The sequence below is a fragment of the Planctomycetia bacterium genome (assembly GCA_021413845.1).
In the GTDB taxonomy this organism is placed as follows: Bacteria; Planctomycetota; Planctomycetia; order Pirellulales; family PNKZ01; genus PNKZ01.
In genome coordinates this window covers 36,639-60,275 of the sequence record JAIOPP010000156.1, presented here as the reverse complement: position 1 = coordinate 60,275, position 23,637 = coordinate 36,639, and the positions used below count along the sequence as shown (strand labels likewise).

Here is a 23,637-nt window from a genome sequence, read left to right as displayed (position 1 = left end):
GCTGCGAATTCCCAGGGCCCCGGAGCGAACGTCGCTTCGGGCGGAGTATCGCAACGGCGTGTAGAAGAGGCATTCGATGACGACTCGTATCGGCGGCAACCAGGGCGCGACTTGGAGCAACATATCGCGACGGATCAAACGGGCTGGTTTGACCTTGATGGAGCTTGTGGTGGTGTTGGCGGTGTTGGCGGCGGTTGCAGGAATCCTCGCGCCGCTCCTACCGAATTTGCTTCGCAGGGCTCACAAAGCCACCGACGCGACGCAAACCGGTGAACTTTCCAAAGCGATTCAGATGTATCAAGCCTCGTTCATCAGCTATCCCGACAACTTCGATTCGCTCGTCGGCGCGGATGGTGCGTTTCCGACTTATTTGCCGACCGATGATGCGGCAGACGGCCCCTTCGGCGGCTTCGTTAAGGCGGCTACCCTCACTGCGGATGAAGCCGGTGCGCTCAACCGGGTGGGAATCGCGTTTGTTCAACCGTTGTTGTCTGCGCCTACCGCGGCACCTACGGCGGCCGACTATTCGGCAGGCTTTCATCCCACGATGAATCCTTATCCGAGCGGCTCGACGATCGCCTCGAACAAGGTCACCGTATCCGGAAACACGACGACGAAATTCGCGATCCTCAACCTCCCCGTTACCACCACGGCCCCTGATGGAAGCGGCGGGACGACGACCACGACGACGACCACGAAGGTTCCGGCCCGCTTCTTACAAACGTTGCGCGATGCCGATCCGACGGCGCGCTACGTCGTGTTCGGTGTCGGTTCGCGCTCATCGATGATCGGCCAAACGATCCAAGAAGCTCCGATGTCGACGCCGCAGAAGAAGTCCTTCACGCCGGACAATACTTACTGCCGCGTCGGAGCGATCTTCAAAATCAGCGGGGTCGAAGTCGAGCGTAGCGAACGGGCTCGTTTCGTTTGCACGGTCGCCCTCGAAGACGACGAATTGGAAACGACCGAAAAAGACATCGTCGGTTACTACCAAGTATCTCGCGATCCACGTAATTAATGGCGGATTTGCAGCTACGAACGCGTATGGACGAACTTCCGGGCCGGTTGCTTGCGCAACCGGCCCGGTTTTTGTCATCTCGGTTCGTCCCGTTTCCCGCAATTTCGAGGGATTGCCGATGTTCGGTTTCACAGGGCTTGGGAAGCAACTGCTTTACCGTGCCTGTTGCGGGGCGTAAACTGACGACTTGCGATTCGGTGCGTGTGCCGTTTTCGGAACGCTCGGTCGCAGGTCAGCCCAGCGAACGAGTTAGGTTATTCCGTGATGCGCAGGATCGGATCATCGCAACATCGCACACCGCTAGGCCGGCGGATCGTGGGCGGTATTGCGCTGGCGGCTTATCTCGTGCTCTGCACGGGAATTCCGTTGCCCGACGTTTCGCATGCCTCTTCGTCGAACGAATCACCGGCGGCTCCATTTCCCTGCCAGTCGCATCGCTGCGGTTGCCGAACGGCCGAGCAATGTTGGAAGTCGTGCTGTTGCATGACCGACGTCGAGAAGAGGCTTTGGGCCGAGCGCAACGGAGTCGTTCCTCCGAGTTACGTGGCGTTCGTAGCGGGACCGATCGCTGCCGGCGATGCGTCGTCGAGCGGTTGCTGCAGCAAGTCGTCGCGCTCGCCGAAGAAAACCGTCGTCGAGAAGTCGGACACCAAGAAGAAAGAAGCCACGGCTGCTTCGCAACCGAAGAGCGAAGTTCGTTGGATCGGTTATCTCGCGGCTCAGCGCTGCTCCGGCGGTGCGACTGCCGAATGGTTCAACACGCCGATCAGCCTTCCTGCCGCCGAGCCGTTGCGTTGCGTTGCTATGCACGCGCTCGTGCAACCGCTTGTTCGTCTTGCCGATCCCTTGTGGGAGTCGGCTTTTTCCACGCCGCTGCGGCGTCCTCCGAGAATCGTTTAGGGAGCGGGCTCGCTCGCTTCCCTCACTTAGATGTCGTCTGCACGTCGGCCGCAATCGAGCGGCGCTTAGGCTTCGTGCCCGAGCAAGGTCGTGCATGCGTAGTTTCGCTGCGCTCGCAAGAAGCCGCCGCGAAATTGCGCCCGACGTTTCTTAATCTAGTGAATTTATTCGATTCAAGGATCTATTTTATGTCTTTTCGTTTTTTCTCTCCCCTCGCTTCGCAAAGGGGCGTGCGGCGCGCTTTGACGTTGATTGAATTGGTCGTCGTACTCGCGATCTTGTCGGTCTTGGCGGCGGTCGTGTTGCCGAAGTTGGCCGGCATGACAGGCCAAGCCAATTCGGCCGTCGATGCGTCGATCATCTCCGATATGAACCGCGCGGTCAGCACCTTCGAGAGCCGGAATAACGGCAAGTTCCCGAGCGCCAACGACGGGCTGCTCACCGGCTCTGCCAGTACGACTTTCTACAGCAAGTTCCATCCGAGTATTCAGACCGGCGGCGCTACGGCAACTGCCGATCCGATGCTCCCGATTTTGTATCCGCTCACGCTTTCCGCGATCCAAGCGAAGAGCCTGAACGACATGGGGATCGTCAGCGCGCATTACAACACCGAGTCGGTTGGTGCGTCGAGCAACCCGACCGGCATGCCGAGCGATAGCGGAACCGCGTATAGTTCGATCACGACAGGGAGCAATGTCGCCGGCCTGTTCATTCCGCTCGGTGGTTACGGGAACACGGCGACGACGCCCCCCTGGACTGCGCACGGTTCGACGTTTCCGGATCGGGCTTTCAATCTCAATCCGTTCAACTACGGCAAGACGGATTCGTTCGTCGTGTTCGGGGTCGGCCAGCCGGGCGAACTGCGCGGCAAGGCGCTGCAAGATGCTCCGATCGTGCAAGCTGCGAACCCGACGAAATACTACTCCCGAATGTTGATCGTGTTCCGGATTCCGGGAATCGCGACGACCGCGACTTACTTCCCTGCCCAATACGTCGGTTCGTTTGCGCCGGACGGGACTTGCCTGAGTGATAACGTACGAGCATTCAACAACGGAGCCAATTGATCTCAGCATAGAGAGAATCATCATGCCGGCGACAATCTTCTTGCACTTGCAATTATGTTGCATGTGCGAGAGGATAGAGCCGGCGGGAAAATGATTTCGTGTTAGGTCGCCTTCGAGCCGTGTTTCCTTCGAGAAGTGTCAGTCCTTTGCCGCAGCGTTTCACTTACGACCCGTGTGTTTTATGAAACTTCAACCGACGGAGCGCGTTTCGGGCAAGCCCCGACGTCGTGCGTTGACGTTGATCGAACTGGTCGTCGTCGTCGCGATTCTCGTTGCGCTTTCGGGCTTGGTCGTGCCGTTGGTTCAAGGTCTCGGCTTTCAGACAAATGCCGCGATCAATGCCACGGTGATAGACGATGTGAATCGCTCGGTGGAAACTTTTGCAATACGGCTCAATGCTCATCCCGACGGTTGGGATTCGTTGCTCAACACTTCGGGAGGGACTATTTACGCCGGTCTGCATCCTTCACTAGGGGCGGCTAACCCGGTGTTGATCGTCCCCACTTCGTTGACCGCGTTGCAGTTGGAAAGCTTGAACAGCGCCGGGATCTACAACGTTCGAGATTCAGACGAAGCGATTGCGACGACTTCGATGTCGCCGAGCGCCAACAACCTTACGCCTCGGAAGCTGGTCGCGTCCGGAAAAGTCGCGGTTTTGAAGAAGGTCGGGGCCCCGGACTCGGCGACGGTTCTCGACACCGATTTTAAGGTCAATCGATTCAGCGACGGCGATCTCAGCAACGAATACATCGTGTTCGGGCTCGGCAGCGGGACGACGATTCAGGGAGCGGTGATGATGCAGATTCCATTGATGCAGTGCGCCGACCCGAACAACTACTACGCTCGCGTCTGCTGTGTGTATATGGTTCCTTCCAACGCGGCGACGACCTCGTTTCCGGCGCGATACGTCGGCTGCTTCATGCCCGACGGCACGACCGCGCGAAGGAACATGGAAAACTACAACAACGCCTTTACGGATCGATAGTCCGGTAGGCTTGTTGCTCTGGCTTGAAGACTCGTACGAAATTCTCCGCTTGAAAATCGAGACTAACCATATGCGATACTCATTCTCAACACACGTTCCCGTTCGGGGTGCTTCGCGAGCGTTCGCCCAGCGCCGAGGACTCACGCTCTTAGAACTCGTGATGGTCGTTTCGATCCTCGCGATTCTCACCGCCTTGGTCGTGCCGGGCATGACGAACACGCAAGAGGAGACGCGCAGCGCCGTCGCCAAAGTTTCGGTGCAAGAACTGCGCGACGTCATTGCCGATCGGTATATGCACGACATGGCCGACTCGCTCGGGTTTCAGGGCTTGCCCCGTTTGCATGCCATTCCCGGAACTCCGCCTACTTATCCCGACACGACTCGCGCAAGCACGCTCGGCACCACGACGGAGCAGCTCAAGTATTTGCCGCAGCTGCATTTCCTGTTCGTCAATCCGCGACAGTACGACGCCACGCCGGCAGTAACCGTGCGCTATGCGGCGATCGGCGACTACGACGCTTCGACGCGCCTCGGTTGGAACGGCCCGTACTTGATGAGCAAGACGTTGAAGTATCCCAATCCGGAAGATGCTCGTTATCCCACCGACAAAAACGACACGCGTAAATGGAAGGACTTCGGTTTCACGACGACTTTCGGCCAAGAGGGGGACTACATGGTGCCCGACTCGTGGGGAAGCCCGATCGTGATTTCGATTCAGACTACTCCGCACGGCGGCGTGCTGATGAACACGGCTTATGTCGTGTCGGCCGGCCCTAATAAGACTTTAGATATCACGTCCAACACTACGACCGGCGTGCTGACGCTCGGCGATGACATCGCCCTGCCCTTGAAGTCGTGGAAATAATGCCGATGCGTCATACTTTGAATTCGCGACTTTCGACCGCCGGCATGCGGCTGCGCCGTAGCGCGTTCACGATGCTGGAGATGATTATCGTCTTGAGCATCCTGGCGGTGCTGACGACGGTCGCCGTGCAGTCGCTCGAGCCGTTGAGCAAGCAATCGCGCGTCGATGCCACGCAGAAGACGTTGGATGAGCTGCGAGCCGCGATCGTGGGCCGTCCGACCAATACGACCGACGTGAATGCCTCGGCGCCCAGCTTCGTGGCCGACGTAGGCCGGCTGCCGATGAGCATCGACGAATTGTTTATGAAGATGGACGGCCTCGCGGACTTTCATAGCGGCGCGCTCGCCGGGGACGACTCCGATGTGACGGTCGCCCGAGGCTGGCGAGGTCCTTACATGCGTTTGCCCGCCGGAGCGACGATGCTGCGCGACGGTTGGGGAAATCCCTTTGCCTTCGACACCTCGAACGGCCTCACCGTGGCGAGCCTTGGGTCGGACTACGCGCTCGGCGGCCCCGATACCTATTCGAAGGATCTCGGCTTTTCGCTCCCTCTGACGACTTCGGCCGATTCTTTCTACGGCGAATCGATTTCGGGGAGTATCCTGGAACTGGTCGGCGGCCAATGGGTCGCGCCGACGACCGGTACCGGCGAGACGCTGACGATCCAAGTGAGGTTGTTCGCTCCGGATCATGTCGTTCCGCCTATCGACGCCGATGGTGTGGCGGAGTTCACGCAGACACCCGACGCACCGACCTACCGTTACGCATTTAACAAACCCGTGCTAGGGCCTCGCGTCGTGAAAGCGACGTTGGAACGAACTAGCCCGGGTGATCCCGATCCCGATAGTGGTGCTCCTACGACGGTGACGACTAAGAAAAAGGCCAGCGCCGCGATCATCGTGCGGGCGGGCTCCCTCTACGTCGTTGATTTGCGATTGCAATGAGCACTCGATTTGATCTTCCATAGAGCCTGTAGTAAGTAATGCTGTTCTCAAATTCCATAACGATCATCGTCGTGACGCGCGATCGGCTCATTCGGGCCGATTACGCCTCGGCACGCGCTGCCGAGCCGGCGGTCTTCGTCGTGCGCGAGCGTCCGCATCTCGACGATCCCGTCGCGCTTGTGGAAACGGCGATCGGTTTCGATCGTCGCAAGCCGGGGCGCGTCTTCGTTTTATCCGGCGATGTGTGGACGCATACGATCGCGCTGGCTTCGGGAAACACGTATGGTTTGAGTGCCGAAGAATTACTGCAGATGCTGAACTTCGAGGCGGAGCCGATCTCGGGCATCAGCGCGTTCGAAGCGACGGCCGCTTCTCTGCCGCTCGGAGAGACTGCAGGCCAACGACATTTTTGGCTTACGCAAGTCAGCAGTGCCGTTCGAGACCAACTCGATGAAGCGGTGCGCAAGCTCGGCGGCCGATTCGCAGGTATTGCGCATCCGGGCGGTGTGCCGTATCAATTCGGTCTTGCGCCGGCGGTCGGCATTCCCGGCCGGGTCGAGTTTTGGCCTGGTGCCGTGGTGCGGACGGTCTGCTTAGAAGGGAACGTCACGAAGGCCCATGTCGACGACGGGGCCGTCGCGGCGAATTGGTCGGCAGTCGCGACTGCTTGGAAGCAGCAAAGCAGCGCGACGCAAGTAGCCGTCGTCATTCCGGAAGGGAGCGTCCCGGCGAACGCCGATTCGGATCTCGGCGCCACGTCGTTCTCGCTGTTGGAAGATGACGACACGCTACGGCGTTGGCTCGCGGCCTGGCATCAAGCCGTGCGCGCTAAGACGATCGCCGTGCCGATGATCGTGCCGGCCGCACGCCGCATGACGGCGCGACAGCGAAACATGGTTGCCGGCGTGATGGGGCTGATCGTCGTCGGAGCCTGTTACGCACACAACTTTTGGGTCGCCTCGGAAATCGCGAAGGTCGCTGCCGAAAAAACTCGACTCGAAGCGCCCGGCAAAGAGGTGGACGCAATCAAAGCCCAGATCAAGACGTTAGAGACCGAGTTGACGAAAGTCGAAGGGGAACAGAAAAGGCTTGCCAACGACGTTCAACGGACCGAAGAGGTATTTCATTCGCACCGTCGGCGATTGGCTGAAATGATGCGCCGACTTTCCGACGATGCGACGCACGATTGGGTGCTTCAGAAAATCTCCGCCAACGGGCGTGAGATTACGCTCTCCGGAGTGACGATGCATCCGGAGCATATCGCCGAACTGACTGCGGAAATCACTACGGATTTCGGTGCTCTCGGTTGGGCCGTCGATCCGGCTAAGCAATCGGCTCGCAACCTGAAGGAAAACGGCGGCCCTTGGACGTTCGAGATCCAACTGCGAGACTTAAACGTTCCGAAGCCGATTCCGACCGGTACTTCCCCCAGCGCCATTCCGACACCGCCGAGTACGATCGTTCGCGTCCCGGCCCCTTGAGATTATTTCGACTTCACTTTCTCGTGCTTCGCAAAGCGTAGATTACTATGGGTAAAACACCACGCGAACAGATGCTCGTCATGCTGCTTCCGGCATTGCTCGTCATCGGCGGCTATGTGTTGGGGTATAGTCGCGATTCCGAATTGAAGGCGGCAAGCAAGTCGCTGGAAGCGCTCCGTCCTTCGGCGGTCTCGCCGATGGATGTCGTGGCGGAAAAGCTGAAGCTGGAAAACTCGCAAGAGAAGTTGGACGGCGTTAAGAAAGAAAAAACGGAATGGGACGCGCGCTGGAAGTCGCTGGGAGCGATGCAAATTACGGAGCCCCAACTCCGCACGAACGCCTTGCGCCAGATTTCGAAAATGCTTTGGGATCGAGGACTCTATCCTTTCGAGGAATCGGCTGCGACGAACTCGGGAGATCTCCCTCCTTCCTTTCAGGAAGCCCTTAATCGCTTGAACAAAGACAACACGTCGCCAGGCACGACGCGGCTTTGGAAGATTCGATTTTACGGACGTTATGCCGATGTACTGGAAACACTGGAGTCGCTCCGCGATTCCGGTTCGTCGGTCATTCCGGTGGCGCTCTCGATGTCGGAAACAAGCTCGGAAACCGCGTGGCGTAGTTGGACGTTGTTGCTATGGATCTAAAGTCGGAATCTCAGGTCCCGATCACGCCGGCCGAATTCGAGAGCGCCGAGCGTTTACTTGCGCAATTGATGGAGCAATGCGTTCTTCAAGACGCCTCCGATCTGCACATTGCGCCCGGATTGCCGGCTTATTTGCGCATCCACGGCATCTTAGAAACGCAAGATGATTTCGGCATCCTGTCGGTGCCTGCGACGCAAGCGATGGGCGAAATCCTCGCACGCGCATTCGATCGCAAATCGCTCGACATTACCGGCTCCATCGACGGGGCCTTAACCGCGCCGGACGGCACGCGGTTTCGCTTCAATGTCTTTCGTCGCCAAGGCGCTATTTCGATCGCGCTGCGGCGATTGGAAGATAAGTTCCGTACGTTGGCCGATCTCGGTTTGCCCGACACGTTGTACGATCTTTGTTCGCTGCCCGACGGGTTGGTCGTCGTCGCCGGCCCGACCGGCGCCGGTAAGAGCACGACCCTCGCTACGTTGATCGATCGGGTCAACAAAACGCGCCGTTCGCACATCGTAACGATCGAAGATCCGATCGAATATCTGCATCCGTCGGCGATGAGCCTGGTGAATCAACGCCAAGTGGGGCTCGACACCGGCGGCTTCAATGATGCGTTGGTCGCGTCGTTGCGGCAAGATCCCGACGTGATCTTGGTCGGCGAAATTCGAGACTTGAATACGATCCGCACGGCCATCACGGCCGCCGAGACCGGACATCTCGTGTTTACGACGGTCCATGCCGGCGACTGCGTCGGCACGATCGAGCGGCTCGTCTCGGTGTTTCCTGCCGATGAGCAAAACGGGATTCGACGTCAATTGTCGCTGGTGTTGCGTGCGATCGTAACGCAGCACTTGCTCGTGGCCGACGGCGAGCGCGGAGTCTTGGAGCCGGCGGCCGACGGCACGATTCGGCGGCGGCGCATCGTCGTCAGCGAAGTGCTGTTCGCAACCGGAGCCATCAACAACTTGATCGCTCAAGGAAAAGCTTCTCAGATTTACTCGGCGATGGAGTCGGGCGGTGGTGCCGGAATGCAAACGCAAGATGAAAGTCTGGCGAAGCTCTGGAGCACCGGTTGGATTTCCGAACACACGGCGACGAACATGTCGCGCAACCCGGCCGTCGTTCGAGATCGTATCGCACGGATGCCAGTGCAACGGGGCAACGGCCCCTTCCGTGTTCAGGGAGCAGCTAAATGAGCCCCGTCTCGCAAAATGCGCCGCTCGATATGGATCAGGTCCGCGTCGATCCCGCCTGGGCCTTGCGCATTCCTTCGACGTTGGCGCTGCGGCGCTTGGTGCTTCCGTTCGCGTCGATCGAGGGGATCGTCTACGTCGCTTGCGTGGATGAAAACGATGCCGGTGCGTTGCAAGCGGTGCAACGCTTGATCGATCTGCCGATCCGCGCAGAGCGGGCCGAGCCGGAATCTTTGAAACGTGTTCTGGCGAGAATTTTCGGCGACGGCAAAGGTCCGTCGACGGTCATCGTTCCCACGCGCGGCCGAATCGATCCGCGCGGCAACGATGCCGACGCGAAGGACTCGACGAGCATCTGCGACGAATTGCTCCACGCGGCGATCGTGCGCCAAGCATCCGACGTGCATATCGATCCTTATGAAGACGGTGTGCAGATCCGCTTTCGAGTCGATGGGCAACTCGAACGCTATCGCAAGCTGCCGTTGGCCGTGCACACGACGCTCGTCAGCCGGTTCAAGGTCTTGGGCGAAATGGACATCGCCGAAAAACGGGCCCCGCAAGACGGCCGCTTCAGCCATAAGTTTGGCCCGACCGGACAGTCGATCGACATTCGAGCCGCGACCCTACCGACGAAGTACGGCGAGCGCATGACGCTCCGGCTGTTGGCGTTGCAAACCGAATCGCTGACGCTCGAACGCCTGGGCATGTGCCCCACCGACCTCACTTCGTTCGAGAACGCGATCGACAAGCCGCACGGGATGATTCTGCTGACGGGCCCGACCGGAAGCGGTAAGACGACGACCCTTTATGCGGCGCTGCGCAAGCTCATTGCGCACGAAGAATGGAACATCGTCACGATCGAAGATCCGATCGAATACGGCATTCCCGGCGTTGCTCAGGTCGAAGTCGACTCGGCCGATAAGGTGAGCTTCAGCAAGGCGCTGCGAAGCGTGTTGCGGCACGATCCCGACATCGTGATGATCGGTGAAATTCGGGATCGCGAAACGGCCGACGTCGCGATCAAGGCTTCGCTCACGGGGCATCTCGTGCTCAGCACGCTGCACACGAATTCCGCGGCTAGCGTAATCACCCGACTCAGCGACATGGGAGTCGACCGCTATCTGACCGGAGCGACGTTGCGGCTCGCCGTTGCTCAGCGATTGGTGCGACGGTTGTGTCAGCACTGCAAACGACCGGTGGAGTTAAGCGTTTCCGAAGCGCTGGCTTTGGATCGTCCGAGCGCGGCGGGAATGACGGTCTATCAGCCGGGAGGATGTCTTTATTGCGCAAATCGCGGATATACCGGTCGTCTCGGCTTGTTCGAGCTTCTGTCGATCGACGAAGAGCTGGCTCTTGAAATCGCCAACGGCGCCGAAGAGGCGCAGATCGTCGGCTTGGCGAGAGCCAAGGGAACTCCGCGGCTCACGGACGATGCGTTTCAAAAAATCTCCTCCGGTCTGACGACGGTGCGCGAAGCGCTGTCGGCAGTCACGACGTGGTAAGGCGTTAAGCGATGCCCAGTTTTCAATTTCGCGCGCGCGACGCCTCAGGGCGGGCACAAGCCGGCTTGCTGGAGGCGGCCTCGGCGCCGACGGCCGTTCAAAGCTTGCGTCAGCGCGGCTGGATGGTCGTCGACGTTCGCGCCGCCGAGACGGACCAATCGATCGGTGAGCTTTGGAAGCGTTACAATCCCTTGGAATTGTTGCCTCCTCGGTCGATCGAAATCGAGCAAAGCGGCAAGCAACTCGCTGTGATGCTTCGCGGTGGCTTGACGTTGCTGACATCGCTGCAAGCGGTCTCTCGTCAATCGGGCCGATACTGCATGCAGCGTCTTTGGGGGCGCGTAGCATCGCGCATTCAAGAAGGGGCCGCCTTCGCCGATGCGATGAAAGAGGCAAAGAGCTTTCCGATGTTGCTCGTGCAATTGGTGCGCGTCGGTGAGCAAACGGGAAACCTCGAGCAAACGATCGATCGAGCCTCGGATACGCTTGAACGCCGCCGGCAGTTGAAAGCCAGCTTGATGACGGCACTGGCCTATCCATCGCTGGTGTTGCTTGCGGCGGTCGGCGTCACCGCATTCATGGTGGTGGGCGTGATCCCGAAGCTGAAAACGTTCCTCGATGGTATGGGCCGCAAGCTCCCCCCGATCACCCAACTTCTCGTCGATGTATCGGATGCTGCGCGAACGTATCTGCCGCACACTCTTATCGGCATACTGATATTGACCGTCGCCTTCGTAGCGCTATACTGCAACCCCTTCGGCAGGCTAGCTATCGATCGTCGGTTGTTGCAAGTTCCCGTTATCGGTTACCTCTTGCGACTCGCCGGCACCGCAGCTTTCTCCCGTTCGCTCGGAATTTTAGTCCGCAGCGGGATCACCCTGTTGGAAGGCCTCCGCACCACGGAAGAACTCCTTACCAATCGCTACCTAGCCAGCCGCGTCGCAGCGGCACGCCAGGCTGTGATGCAAGGAGGCACGCTAGCCGAACCGCTTGCTGCCGACCACGCATTCACGCCGATGTTGGCTCGCATGGTCGCCGTAGGCGAATCGGCAGGTACGATCGATGAAGTTCTCGATGAGGTAGCGCGATTTCATGAATCACAACTTCAATCCGCCGTTCGCCAGCTCAGCGTCATCGTCGAGCCGTGCATCATCGTCATCGTCGGCGGCATCGTCGGCTTCGTATACATTGCGTTTTTCATGGCCCTCTTCTCGGCAGGAGGCGCGTGACGCCATGCGTATGCGAATTCAGCCGACGTTGCGAAGCGTGTCTCGTTTTTCTGCGGCCGCATCGATCACTGCTTTCGTGTTTTGTGTTTCGGCCGTAGCGTCGGTCGTCGCGCAGCCGCCGCGAAGCGGATTGCCGCCCGGCGCTCCTCGCCCTCCGGCTACCTCGCCACCGCCGGGCGTTCCCGGCTCCGGGCCTGCCTCTGGTGTGGCTCCTTCTACTGCGGCCGGTCAGCTTCGTCTTGTCGGACCCGATAGCCCTGCTGCGGTGAATCCCGCTGCGGGTGCTCCGGCTGCAAATGCTCCGGTCGGTGCCGGGCTCGATGCCGTTGATGGCGGGGGCGATCGTCGGCCCCCTTCCGGTGCCGGCTCCGATCCGACGATGCCCGGCCCGGATATGCGTCGATTGATCGGCGACGGCGACGCGAATCGCAATGCTTCGGCAGGGCCTCCGCCGTTGCCGGAGATTCGTATTCTGGCCCGAGTGTTCGCTCGCAATAAGCCGCCGGTTGCCATTATCGAAGTCGGCGGCAAGCCGTTGACGATTCGCATGGGTTCCGAGATTCAGATTCCCGGCGCAAGAGGAGCGATGCAGCTCAAGGTTACGGAGTTGAGCATTTCGGAGTTGCATATCGAGATCGTAGATCGAAAGCAGACGATTTATTTGAATTAAGCGATTGAATGAAGCGATGCGTACGAATTGAGAATTAACGCCAAGCTGAAGTCTTGGTGAACACGGCAACGCGAATGATTCGCGTTAGGAGCTTGCGGTCCATGGAAGGACGTCATTCCATCTTGCGCGGGTTGATTGTTGCGGCAGTCTCGCGTCGTCGAGTCGTGCTGGTTCTCGCAGGGTTCATGCTGGTTGCCGTTGCGCACGGTCAGCAGCCCGAGGCGACCCGTCCGCTGCCGATTCTTCCTGCGGAAGAACTCGCACCACCGCTTCCTCCCGACGGCGCACCCGGCTCGGCAACCAATCCCGACTTGGCCGTCGGCGAAATCGTAGCACCGTCGGCTCCTTTGGATCTCGTCGAATTTCGTGACATGCCGTTCGGCGAAGCCGCACGCGTCCTGTCGGATCAGTCCGGTCTTAAGATCGTGCCGTCGACGGACGCAGCGAAAGTTCCGGTGACGATTTATTTACGCGACGTCGAGGCGTTTACGGCACTCACGGAAATGGCCGGATCGGCCAAGCTTTTCTATCGCCAAGACCGCCGCACCGGAATCATTCGGGTCTACACGACCGACGAATACGAAAGCGACATCGGTAGTTTCCGTGAAGAGAAGACGCAGGTCTTTACGTTGCTGTATCCCAATCCGGTCGACGTTGCGATCGCGATTCAAAGTTTGTTCGGCGATCGCGTTCAGCTCAACTACGGGAGCTTCTTGGCCGGTGATCAGCTCACGAGCCAAGACCTGCAGCAACGCTTCAGCCGCTATAGCCTGCTGAACGCTTTTAACCAATCGAGCGGAGTCGGCGGTCAGAACGGACAGGGCGTTTCCGGGCAAGGTGGTAACATCGGTGGTGGCGGTATCGGAGGGGGCGGGCTTGGCGGTGGTATCGGCGGCGGTGGGCTCGGTGGTGGAATCGGCGGAGGTGGATTGGGTGGTGGTCTCGGTGGCGGCGGATTCGGCGGAGGCATCGGCGGAGGGGGCTTAGGCGGAGGCATCGGCCAAGGAATGAACAATCAGTTTCAGCCGCAGCAATTAGACTTGAGCGCGGACCAAATTCAGCGGCTGGAGCAAGCTCGCGTGGGGTCCACGGCGGAAGATCGGGCCGCGATCGACGATCTGTTGCGAAGCCGCCGGGCTCGGATCTACGTCACCGTGATTCGTCGCAACAATCAAATCGTCGTCCGTACGGGCGACGAACAAATCATGCAGCGCATCAGTGAGTTGATTTCCAGCCTCGACGTGCCGACGCCGCTGGTGTTGTTGGAAGTGAAGGTCATGTCGTTGGAGTTGGGAGACCGGTTTACCTCGGTCTTCGACTGGCAGTTTACGAACGGCAACACCATGGCCGCGGGCTTCACCGCCGGCAATATTTTGGCGCCGGCCACGGATACTCTCAGCGATCTCGAACGACGCAACTCGCAGACCGGTATCGGAATCACTCCGAGCCTTGCCGGCTCGGATCGCGACCTGACGTTTCAATACGTCGATGCCAACTTCCGCGCTCGGATCCAATTGTTGGAGAACAACAACCGCATTACGAACCTCGCGACCCCGCTGCTGCTTACGGCGAATAATGAAGTCAGCAATATCTTCATCGGCCGGCAGATTCCGCTCGTCATCGGCTATTCGCAATCTGGTGCGGTGACGAACAACGCGGCGACGACGAGCGTTCAGCCTTCGCCGGAAACGCAGCTCACGCAAGTCGGGCAAGGCCTGCTCATCACGCCGAACATCAACGCCGACCGTACGGTGACGCTGCGAATCTCGCAGCAGAATTCCACGGTCGACGTCGGCGGAGCGACGATCCCGCTCGTCAATTCGGCGGGAAACATCGTTTCGCTGCCGATCGACGTCCTGCGAACCGCCATCGTCTCCGGCACGATCGTCGCTAAAGACGGCTTGGCTGTCGCAATCGGCGGCTTGATCGAAGAAAACCTCACCGATTCTCGTGAGGAAGTACCGATCCTCGGCAAGCTTCCGGTCATCGGGTTCTTTTTCCGTCGTCAACAAACGAACCGCGTACGGACGGAGCTCGTGATCATGGTCCGCCCGTATGTGTTCAACACACCATCGGAATCGGCCGAGTTGAGCCACGACCTGATTCGAGACCTGAGCCTGCATCCGAACGCTCCGGATGCCAACGGCACGTTGAATAGTTTCACTCCGATCGAAGTTTTACGTGCGAACCCTCCGGTCAACGCGCTACAGAAGTCGTTGCGCTTTCATAGCTTGGTTCCCAAGCTTTACTAAAGCGCATTCTTAGCTCCATTGGAAAGCCCTCATGATGATTTCGCTTTCGCGTAACGATAAGGCTACGATTCTCTCGGCTACAGCTGCGCTGCTGTTGCTCGTGTCGAGCGGTTGTTTTTCGCCGGCTACTACGAAGGATTGGGCCGAGGTCTTTGAGAAAGCGAAGAAGGCAGAGCCTGCGCCGAAGGGAACCCCGAAGTTCGATATCGTCGGCCAGAGCCTCGGCGAAAGCCAAGAGGTTTCCCTCACGACCGGAGAACTGGCGACGCGCGTATCGGAACTGGCGACGGCTCATCGCACGGTCGCCGCTTCGCGTTGGATTCAGCGTCATCCCGAGGCCGCACTGGAATGGCTCCGCTCCGGCTCCGCTTCGCAAAACGGTCAGGCTATGTCGTTGCTGGCCGAAGTCCATGATCGACAATGCTCGTCGTCGGGCCCGCCGCAAAACTGGACGACGCTCGATGCCGCTCGCAAGCGCAACCCCGTTCCTTATCAGACCTATTTAGAAGCTCGCAATCGTTTCAAGAATTCTCTCACGCAAGGTCAGATCGACAACGCTCTCAATCAACATCTGCTCAAGCTCGCCGTGGATTGCGAATCGCAGTTGCTGGAGATCGACGCTTGGCAGCTTCAAGGAACGGCGCAGCTTTTGAACGACAAGCCTCGCGAGGCAGCCGCGGCATTCGAGAAGGCCGTAGCTGCGGCATTGCAAGTGAGTACTTATCAATCCGCTTATCTCTTGTTGTTGTTAAGCGACTCGCAACGTCGTGCCGGTGATCCGGCGCTTGCCGCCGCGACTTGGCAACGAGCCGTGGTCGTTGCCTCGCAACTTCTCGCTTCGGACCATCCGATTCATGATCCTGTCTTGTGGGAGCGGCTCGGCTATCAACGCCCGGTCGAGTCTCCTTGGCCGAACGATGTCGTGAAGAAATTGCAGCTCATGGAACCGCTGCCGGGCACCGAGGTTTCCGGTGTCGACTTGAATGCCACGGCTTCGGATGCCGGTGCCGATCCGAGTGTCGCCGAAACCGCGGTTTGGAACGCGATCGGCATTTGGTATCTCGATCGCACGCATGGTCAAGCGGCATTGGTATCGTTTAAGCGGGCCGAAGCTTCTTCGCGCGATGAAGATGCCAGAACTTGGTTGCGCATTCGCCAAGCACGGTCGCTTATTCAATTGCAACAAGACGGTGCGGCCACGGCGATCCTGGTACGCATTGCCGGCCAAAAGACGACGCCTCCGGCACGTGCCGCGTTGGGTCTTTTGGGCAGCCTGCGTTTGAAGAGCGGACAAGTTCAACAAGGGCTCGGCTTGCTGCGCAAATCGGTCGAAACGGTCGATGGATTGGAGTGGCCCGAGCGAGCCGACGCCGAAGCCGACCTCGGACTCGCTTACTTGATGATGGGGGATGTACAGCAAGGTTTGCAGCGGCTGCATGCGGCCCAAGAGCGCTTCGAGAGCGAAGGGAATTGGGAGTCCCTGACGTTGGCGCTTGCTAATGAAGCGGCCTTTTTCGAGGAAACGAAAAAGAAGAAGGAAGCGGCGGCGATCCGCTTCCGCCTCGAATCGCTCGAGCGATCGTAGTCGCAGGGCATTCCCTTCTCCTTTCGTCGGGCTGGCCGCACGCCTGTTGCGGCAAAGCCGCTCGGCTGCTTACACTTCCGTGTATCGCCGTCGCACGCTTGCGCGCGTGCCTTTCCATTCTTCGCTTCCCCGCCCAGCGAATCGTATCCCATGAAGACGTTTTCTCGGTTCGTTATTTTGTCGTTCGTCGTGTTGCTTGCTTTGCTGAGTTTTTCGGCTCTTGCGGCTGAGCCTGCTGCGAAGCCGGTGTTGAAGATCACGCCGGGCAAGGTGATCGTGCCGACGGATAAAATGCGCCGGCCCTGGGGCGAGCTTGTCAGCATGGATCTCGCGACCCGCACCGGCACGTTCCGCAAAGAAGGAAGCGACGAAGTCATCAAGTTCATCGTGATGCCTTACGCCGAACTTCTACATCATGCCACGTTCGGCGACTTGGAAGACTTTCGCGTCGGGGAGCGCGCGATCTTTCGCCTGCATGAAAACGAAGCCGGCGAATGGATTTATCTGACGTACATTCAAGACGAAATGAACTTCTTGAAAAACCACGGCGAGCAATATCAAGTCGACTCGATCGATCCGAAGATCGGCACCTTTACCGTTACGCAAGGGAATTGGGACCCGAAGCTTAAGGAGCCGTTCATTCGCACGAAGGGAATCGTGATCGGCACCGACGCCGACACGCACTATTGGAAGAACGGCGAACCCGCGAAGTTTACCGATATCAAAGTCGGCGATCGGCTCCGCACGAAGACACACGGCATCGGCAAAGGTTCCGACCGAGTCTGTTGGGAAGTGTTTCTTGACGACGAGAGCCTGCTCAAGTTTCAAGCCGAGCAGAAGGCGGTCCACACCTCCCGGCTCGCCAAGCTCGGGCTGCCGGGCTACATCGACGACGGCAAAGCCAAAGGCTCCGAAGACACGGCCGGCAGATCCGCCTTCGATATGAAGGTCGACATGACGCTCTTCCAAGAGGGAGGCGACGTTTTGCGTAGCCTAAAGAAAGGGCAGAAGGTCCGCTTCGTCCTGTGCGGCGTCGATCGCTTGCCGACCGGCAAGTCGGCCGAAGGAGTCGTCGCCGACGCAAAGATGCTCGGCAATCTCGGCAAGGTTTCGATCGCGTTTAGCGATCCGGCCGCCGGCGATCTCACGTTGGATATCAAAGTGGGCGGCGTAGCGCGAATTCAATTGTTGAAATTAGCCGCTGCTGCGCGCTCAATAGCGGCTGCCAATATGGCACGGTCGCTTCCTAGGCGAATTCCGCTTAACATCGACCGTAGCGTCGGCGACGCGATGCAAGTCGTTTCTAGGAATGACTATGCGGTGCGGCGCGAGCGTTTTGGCATGACGCTTGCATTTAAGCAGTGCCGTCACAAGCTCCGCCTGCCAAAGACGGCACGGCGACGCTTCAGGCATGAGTCGCCTCGTCTTCCGGCGATGGCCGACGCACCGAACACCGTTCCTACGGGAATCCCGTTCCGACGGATCGAATCTACCGCATTTAACCACGTATCGTCCGCATCAGGAGAAAACCGCTGTGGCAAAACAGATGGTATTTAGTGACGACGCTCGTCAGCCCCTTCTAGCCGGTGTCTCGAAATTGGCGCGTGCCGTTCGCAGCACGCTCGGCCCTCGCGGCCGCAACGCCGTACTCGACAAAGGCTGGGGCTCCCCGAAGGTCACGAAAGACGGCGTCACCGTCGCCGAGGATATCGACCTCGATGACCCGTACGAAAACCTGGGCGCTCGGCTTGTGAAAGAAGCGGCCAGCAAGACGAACGACGTTGCCGGCGACGGCACGACGACCGCCACGATCCTCTCGGAAGCGATCTTCCGTGAAGGTTTGAAGATGATCGCCGCCGGTGCCGACCCGATGGCCCTGTCGCGCGGCATCGCCAAGGCGGTCGAGGCCGTGATCGAACAGATCAAGAAGATGGCGACTCCGATCAACGAAAAGAACAAGTCGGAGCTCAAGCAAATCGCCACGATCGCCGGCAACAACGACTCCGCCATCGGCGAAGTTTTGGCCGATGCCTTCATCAAGGTCGGTAAAGACGGCGTCATCACGGTCGAAGAAGGTAAGCAATCCGAGACCAGCGTCGAAGTGGTCGAAGGGATGCAGTTCGACCGCGGCTACCTCTCGCCGCACTTCGTCACGAATCCCGACAACCAAACCGTCGAGCTCGAGAACTGTCAGATCTTGATCTACGAAGACAAGATCTCGAACGTCAAGACTTTGGTGCCGCTGCTCGAAGCGGTCAGCAAGTCGGGCAAGCCGCTCTTGATCATCGCCGAAGACGTCGACGGCGAAGCCTTGGCGACGTTGGTCGTCAATAAGATGCGCGGCATCTTGAACGTCTGTGCCGTGAAGGCGCCGGGCTACGGCGATCGTCGTAAGGCGATCCTCGGCGATCTCGCCACGCTCACCGGCGGCACCGCGATCTTCAAAGATCTCGGCATTCAACTCGACGCCGTGAAGCTCACCGATCTCGGTCGGGCCAAGAAGATTTTGATCGACGGCGAAAACACGACGGTCATTTCCGGAGCCGGCAAGAAGGCCGACATCGAAGGCCGTGCCGATCAGATTCGTCGCGAGATCACCGTGACCGACAGCGAATACGATCGTGAGAAGCTCCAAGAGCGGCTCGCGAAGCTCGCCGGCGGCGTGGCTCAGATCAATTGCGGTGCCGTTACCGAAACCGAAATGAAGGAACGCAAAGCGTTGCTCGAAGACGCCAAGTGCGCCGTGAAGGCCGCGCTGGAAGAAGGAATCGTTCCCGGCGGCGGCGTAGCCTTGCTCCGTTGCGAGAAGGCGATCGACGCTTTGAAGCTCGAAGGAGATGCCGGCCTCGGTGCGAAGATCATTCGCAATGTGCTCGACAACCCGCTCCGTTGCATCGCGCAAAACGCCGGTCTGGACGGCGGCGTGGTCGTCAACCGCGTTCGTCAGCTCAAGGGGAAGAACGAAGGCTACGATGCCGACAAGAACGTCTATTGCGACCTCATCGCGGCAGGCATCGTCGATCCGGCTAAGGTCGTTCGCACCGCGTTGCAAAACGCCGCGAGCGTCGCCTCCCTCTTGCTCACGACCGAATCGCTGATCACCGACATTCCGAAAGACGACGATGGCGACGACCACGGCGGCCACGATCACCACGGCGGTGGCGGCGGCATGGGCGGAATGGACATGGGTGGCATGGGCGGAATGGGTGGCATGGGAATGGGCATGTAAGTGTTTGTTCGCCGACTCCGAGCTCCTTTGAATCTCAACGCAAACTAAAAATAACAGCAGCATCAATAAGGAATTGAATCACATGGCTAAAGTCAATCTTCGTCCGCTGGATGATCGTGTCGTCGTCGAACCGCAAGAGGCCGAACAAGTCACGGCCGGCGGCATCGTGTTGCCGGACGCCGCCAAAGAGAAGCCGCAACGTGGCAAGGTCGTGGCAGTCGGTCCGGGCAAGTTGCTCGATAGCGGCGACCGCGGCACGCTGAGCGTCGCCGTCGGCGACGAAGTGATTTACGGCAAATACTCGGGCACCGAGATCGAAGTCGAAGGACGCGAAGTCAAGATCCTGCGTGAGAACGACATTCTCGCGAAGGTCATCTAGAGACTAAAAACTCGAATGACGAAATTCGAATGACAAAAGAAGTACGAATGTCGAAGCCCGAAAAAGTGAATTGGAAGCCGCGAAGGACGCTATTCGTCATTCGTGCTTCGTCATTCTTTCGTCATTAGAAATTCGACATTCGTCATTCCGCAGTTCGATCGCCGAAGTATGGCGGTCTTGCACGCGACCTCGCATCACAAAAACACAACACCGATCCAATAGGAACTATCCCGTGGCAAAGCAGTTGCTCTTCGACGATCTGGCCCGCGCCAAGATGCTTAAAGGCGTGGAAAAGTTAGCCAACGCCGTGGCTGTGACGATGGGCCCGACCGGCCGCAACGTCATCATCGACAAATCGTTCGGCGGTCCGACCGTGACGAAAGACGGCGTGACCGTCAGCAAGGAAATCGACTTGGAAGATCGCTTCGAAAACATGGGCGCTAAGCTCGTGAACGAAGTCGCTTCGAAGACATCCGACATCGCCGGCGACGGCACGACGACCGCGACGGTCCTCGCTCGCGCGATCTTCAAAGAAGGTCTCCGTAACATCGTGGCCGGCAGCAATCCGACTGCGATTCGTCGCGGGATCGACAAGGCCGTCGACGCCGCCGTGGCTTATCTGCAATCGATCGCCAAGCCGGTTTCAAGTAAGGCTGAGATCGCCCAAATCGGTGCGATCAGCGCCAACAACGACAAGGAAATCGGCGATCTGTTGGCTGACGTCATGGAGAAGGTCGGTAAAGACGGCGTGATCACGGTCGAAGAAGGCAAGGGAACGGATACCACTAAGGAACTCGTCGAGGGAATGCAGTTCGATAAGGGGTTCATCTCGCCGTACTTCGTCAATCGTCCGGCCGAGATGGATTGCGAACTCAACGACGCCTACATTTTGCTCTACGAAAAGAAGATCTCGAACATTCGCGATCTGGTGCCGATCTTGGAAAAGATCAGCACCTCGGGCAAGCCCCTCTTGATCATCGCCGAAGACGTCGAAGGGGATGCCCTCGCCGCTTTGGTCGTGAACAAGCTGCGCGGCGTGTTGAACATCTGTGCGGTCAAGGCTCCGGGCTTCGGCGATCGTCGTAAGGCGATGCTGGCCGATATCGCCACGCTGACCGGCGGCACGTTCGTCAGCGAAGACCTCGGCATCAAGCTCGAAAGCGTCGAGCTTGCTCACCTCGGTCGCGCCAAGCAAATCACGATCGACAAGAACGACACCACGATCGTACAAGGCTCGGGCAAGCCGGCCGACATTCAAACGCGCATCCAACAGATTCGCAATCAGATCGAAGCCACCGAAAGCGAATACGATCGCGAGAAGTTCCAAGAGCGGCTCGCCAAGCTTACCGGAGGCGTCGCCATTATCTCGGTCGGTGCGAATAGCGAAGCCGACATGAAGCAAAAGAAGGCCCGCGTCGAAGACGCTCTGCATGCTACGCGTGCGGCCGTCGAAGAAGGAATTCTGCCGGGCGGCGGGGTCGCTCTCGTCCGTTGTGCTCCGGCCGTTGAAAAGGCTCGTGCTGCGGCCAAGGGAGATGAGCGGATCGGTGTAGATATCATTCTGCATTGCCTCTCGGCTCCGATGAAGCAAATCGCCGACAACTGCGGGATCGACGGTTCCGTGATCGTCGATGAAGTGAGCCAAAAGGCTCAGAACATCGGCTACGACGCCAACAAGGGCGAGTATGTCGACATGTTCAAGGCCGGCATCATCGACCCGTTGAAGGTCGTTCGTAGTGCCCTGAGCAACGCGGCGAGCATCTCGGCTTTGATGCTCACCACCGAGGCTTTGGTGACGAACTTCGACAAGGAAGATAAGAAGACGAAGATCGAAGGTTCGGTTCGCTAGGCGAATGTCGATCGGTCGGAAAAAATGGAAACCCGCGACTCCGCGTCGCGCATTATCGTAGGCTGTGAACGGGTCGCTTTCATCATGATGGAAGCGACCCGTTTCGCCATCATGGACGGCTCGTTTCGCGAACGGTAAAAGTAGATTATGGCGACGAAACGCTGTTATTACGAAGTCTTGGAACTCACGCGTACGGCGTCCGACGGCGAGATCTCGGCCGCTTATCGTAAGTGTGCGATCAAGTTTCATCCGGATAAGAATCCCGGCGACAGCGAAGCGGTCGGTCGTTTCAAGGAAGCAGCCGAAGCTTACGAAGTCCTGAGCGATAAAGATAAGCGCGGCCGATACGATCGCTTAGGACATGCCGGAGTCGATGGGCCTCAAGGAGGCTCGCCCCATTTCGGCGACGTCAACGACATCTTCGAAGCGTTCGGCGGGATCTTCGGCGATATGTTCGGCGGCGCGAGCGGTGGAGGCCGGAGCCGCGGCGGAAGACGAACGCAGCAAGGGGGCGACGTTCGTGCGGATGTGACCCTCGATCTGCGCGAAGCGGCCCGCGGCTGTAAAAAAGATATTCAAATCTCGCGCCATGCGAAGTGCGACGACTGCCACGGCACCGGCGCTCGCAAAGGAAGTAAGCCCGAGACGTGCCGCTATTGCGCCGGCAAAGGGCAAGTCATTCAATCGACCGGTATCTTCCGCGTACAGACGACTTGCCCTTCTTGCCACGGAGCCGGAACGATCGTCAGCGATCCTTGCGGCGAGTGTCGCGGCGAAGGGTACGTGATCGAACGGGTTACGCGCGAGGTGCAGATTCCCGCGGGAGTCGACAACGGAACTCGCCTCCGCATCTCAGGCGAGGGAGATCCGAGCCCCGGCAACGGACCTGCCGGCGATTGCTACTGCTTCATTACGGTGCGCGAGCATTCGCTGTTTCAACGGGACGGCCAGAACCTGATATGTGCGATGCCGGTGAGCTATTCGCAAGCCGCACTCGGGGCGACTATCGAAGTGCCGACGCTCGACGGACGCGACGACTTGAAGATTCCCGCCGGCACCCAACCCGGCGCGGTGTTTCGTCTCAAGGGAAAAGGAATGCCCGACCCTCGCGTGCGCGGCAAGGGAGACCTGTTGGTGCAAATCCAAGTCGAAATCCCTGCGAAACTCACGAAGCGTCAGGAACAACTGTTGCGTGAGTTGGCCGAGGAAGAGAAGTCGAACGTCAGTCCGCAACGAAAGAGCTTTTTCGACAAGCTGAAAGACTACATCACGGGCGACGAAGCTAGCGAGGAATAAGACCTGCCATGAACGAGGAAATAAAAATCAATAAAGATACACGCAACGACGACGCGGAAACCGACGAAGCGCCGGTCGATGTGCGCATCGCCCAGCTTGCGGCCGAAGCCAACGAAGCCAAAGACCGTGCGCTACGCGCGCAAGCGGAGTTGGACAACGTGCGCAAGCGGCTGCGCAAAGAGATGGACGATGAGCGCCGCTATGCCTTGATGCCGCTCGTCACCGACTTGCTGCCCGTCGTCGACAACATCGGCCGCGCGCTCACTGCCGCCGAAAAAAGCGCCGATGCTTCAAGCCTGCTTACCGGCGTGAAGCTCGTCGCGCAGCAACTCGAAGCGATCTTGGCTCGTCACCACACCGTAAAGATCGAAGCGCAAGGGAAGCCGTTCGATCCGAACGTGCATGCGGCCATCATGCAACAGCCGACCGACGAATATCCGCCGAACACGGTCGTCATGGTCGCTCAAGAAGGGTATCAGTTGCATGATCGGGTCGTGCGGCCGTCGCAAGTGATCGTTTCGAGCTCGCCGCCGAACGCTTAGCCGT

Annotated in this window: 20 protein-coding genes; all 20 read left to right on the top strand. The window is 59.0% G+C overall.

Translation table 11 applies throughout. From position 1 onward, the window contains the following. Positions 1–76: 76 nt before the first annotated feature. The 20 genes from K8U03_25720 (at position 77) to grpE (ending at position 23,633) form a co-directional block, all read left to right on the top strand. Positions 77–1,018, top strand: coding sequence for a prepilin-type N-terminal cleavage/methylation domain-containing protein (locus K8U03_25720; protein ID MCE9608299.1), 942 nt, complete (start codon positions 77–79; stop codon positions 1,016–1,018). A gap of 264 nt (positions 1,019–1,282) precedes the next feature. Beyond that, on the top strand, positions 1,283–1,918 hold the full coding sequence (locus K8U03_25715) for a hypothetical protein (GenBank protein ID MCE9608298.1): 636 nt from the start codon (positions 1,283–1,285) through the stop codon (positions 1,916–1,918). A gap of 188 nt (positions 1,919–2,106) precedes the next feature. Continuing rightward, positions 2,107–2,982 carry a type II secretion system GspH family protein gene (locus tag K8U03_25710; GenBank protein MCE9608297.1) on the top strand — a complete coding sequence of 292 codons (876 nt, stop codon included), beginning with the start codon at positions 2,107–2,109 and terminating at the stop codon, positions 2,980–2,982. Between the two features lie 181 nt (positions 2,983–3,163). After that, complete coding sequence (locus K8U03_25705) at positions 3,164–3,967, top strand: prepilin-type N-terminal cleavage/methylation domain-containing protein (protein ID MCE9608296.1); 804 nt, start codon at positions 3,164–3,166, stop codon at positions 3,965–3,967. Between the two features lie 70 nt (positions 3,968–4,037). Further along, entirely contained in the window at positions 4,038–4,832 is a 795-nt protein-coding gene (locus tag K8U03_25700) for a type II secretion system GspH family protein (GenBank protein ID MCE9608295.1), read from the top strand. 5 nt (positions 4,833–4,837) lie between these two features. Continuing rightward, the gene (locus K8U03_25695; GenBank protein ID MCE9608294.1) at positions 4,838–5,776 is read left to right on the top strand and encodes a prepilin-type N-terminal cleavage/methylation domain-containing protein; all 939 of its coding nucleotides are present in this window, start codon (positions 4,838–4,840) and stop codon (positions 5,774–5,776) included. A gap of 38 nt (positions 5,777–5,814) precedes the next feature. After that, entirely contained in the window at positions 5,815–7,257 is a 1,443-nt protein-coding gene (locus K8U03_25690) for a hypothetical protein (GenBank protein MCE9608293.1), read from the top strand. 47 nt (positions 7,258–7,304) lie between these two features. After that, entirely contained in the window at positions 7,305–7,904 is a 600-nt protein-coding gene (locus K8U03_25685; protein ID MCE9608292.1) for a hypothetical protein, read from the top strand. Further along, positions 7,895–9,103, top strand: coding sequence for a PilT/PilU family type 4a pilus ATPase (locus K8U03_25680; protein MCE9608291.1), 1,209 nt, complete (start codon positions 7,895–7,897; stop codon positions 9,101–9,103). The genes K8U03_25685 and K8U03_25680 overlap by 10 nt, the downstream gene beginning before the upstream one ends. Then, a complete protein-coding gene (locus K8U03_25675) occupies positions 9,100–10,602 on the top strand; it encodes a GspE/PulE family protein (GenBank protein MCE9608290.1) in 1,503 nt (500 codons plus the stop codon). The genes K8U03_25680 and K8U03_25675 overlap by 4 nt, the downstream gene beginning before the upstream one ends. Before the next feature lie 11 nt (positions 10,603–10,613). Further along, the gene (locus K8U03_25670; protein MCE9608289.1) at positions 10,614–11,831 is read left to right on the top strand and encodes a type II secretion system F family protein; all 1,218 of its coding nucleotides are present in this window, start codon (positions 10,614–10,616) and stop codon (positions 11,829–11,831) included. Positions 11,832–12,036: 205 nt separating this feature from the next. Then, entirely contained in the window at positions 12,037–12,501 is a 465-nt protein-coding gene (locus tag K8U03_25665) for a hypothetical protein (protein ID MCE9608288.1), read from the top strand. A gap of 101 nt (positions 12,502–12,602) precedes the next feature. Continuing rightward, entirely contained in the window at positions 12,603–14,753 is a 2,151-nt protein-coding gene (locus K8U03_25660) for a hypothetical protein (protein MCE9608287.1), read from the top strand. Positions 14,754–14,784: 31 nt separating this feature from the next. After that, entirely contained in the window at positions 14,785–16,338 is a 1,554-nt protein-coding gene (locus K8U03_25655) for a hypothetical protein (GenBank protein MCE9608286.1), read from the top strand. Positions 16,339–16,488: 150 nt separating this feature from the next. Then, positions 16,489–17,895, top strand: coding sequence for a hypothetical protein (locus K8U03_25650; GenBank protein ID MCE9608285.1), 1,407 nt, complete (start codon positions 16,489–16,491; stop codon positions 17,893–17,895). Next, positions 17,885–19,567, top strand: coding sequence for a chaperonin GroEL (gene groL, locus K8U03_25645; GenBank protein MCE9608284.1), 1,683 nt, complete (start codon positions 17,885–17,887; stop codon positions 19,565–19,567). Before K8U03_25650 ends, groL (K8U03_25645) begins: the two co-directional genes overlap by 11 nt. Before the next feature lie 82 nt (positions 19,568–19,649). Further along, positions 19,650–19,946, top strand: coding sequence for a co-chaperone GroES (gene groES / locus K8U03_25640; GenBank protein ID MCE9608283.1), 297 nt, complete (start codon positions 19,650–19,652; stop codon positions 19,944–19,946). Between the two features lie 232 nt (positions 19,947–20,178). Continuing rightward, positions 20,179–21,795 carry a chaperonin GroEL gene (groL, locus tag K8U03_25635; protein ID MCE9608282.1) on the top strand — a complete coding sequence of 539 codons (1,617 nt, stop codon included), beginning with the start codon at positions 20,179–20,181 and terminating at the stop codon, positions 21,793–21,795. A gap of 147 nt (positions 21,796–21,942) precedes the next feature. Continuing rightward, on the top strand, positions 21,943–23,091 hold the full coding sequence (gene dnaJ, locus K8U03_25630) for a molecular chaperone DnaJ (GenBank protein MCE9608281.1): 1,149 nt from the start codon (positions 21,943–21,945) through the stop codon (positions 23,089–23,091). Between the two features lie 8 nt (positions 23,092–23,099). Next, on the top strand, positions 23,100–23,633 hold the full coding sequence (grpE, locus tag K8U03_25625; GenBank protein ID MCE9608280.1) for a nucleotide exchange factor GrpE: 534 nt from the start codon (positions 23,100–23,102) through the stop codon (positions 23,631–23,633). The last annotated feature ends 4 nt before the right edge of the window (positions 23,634–23,637 follow it).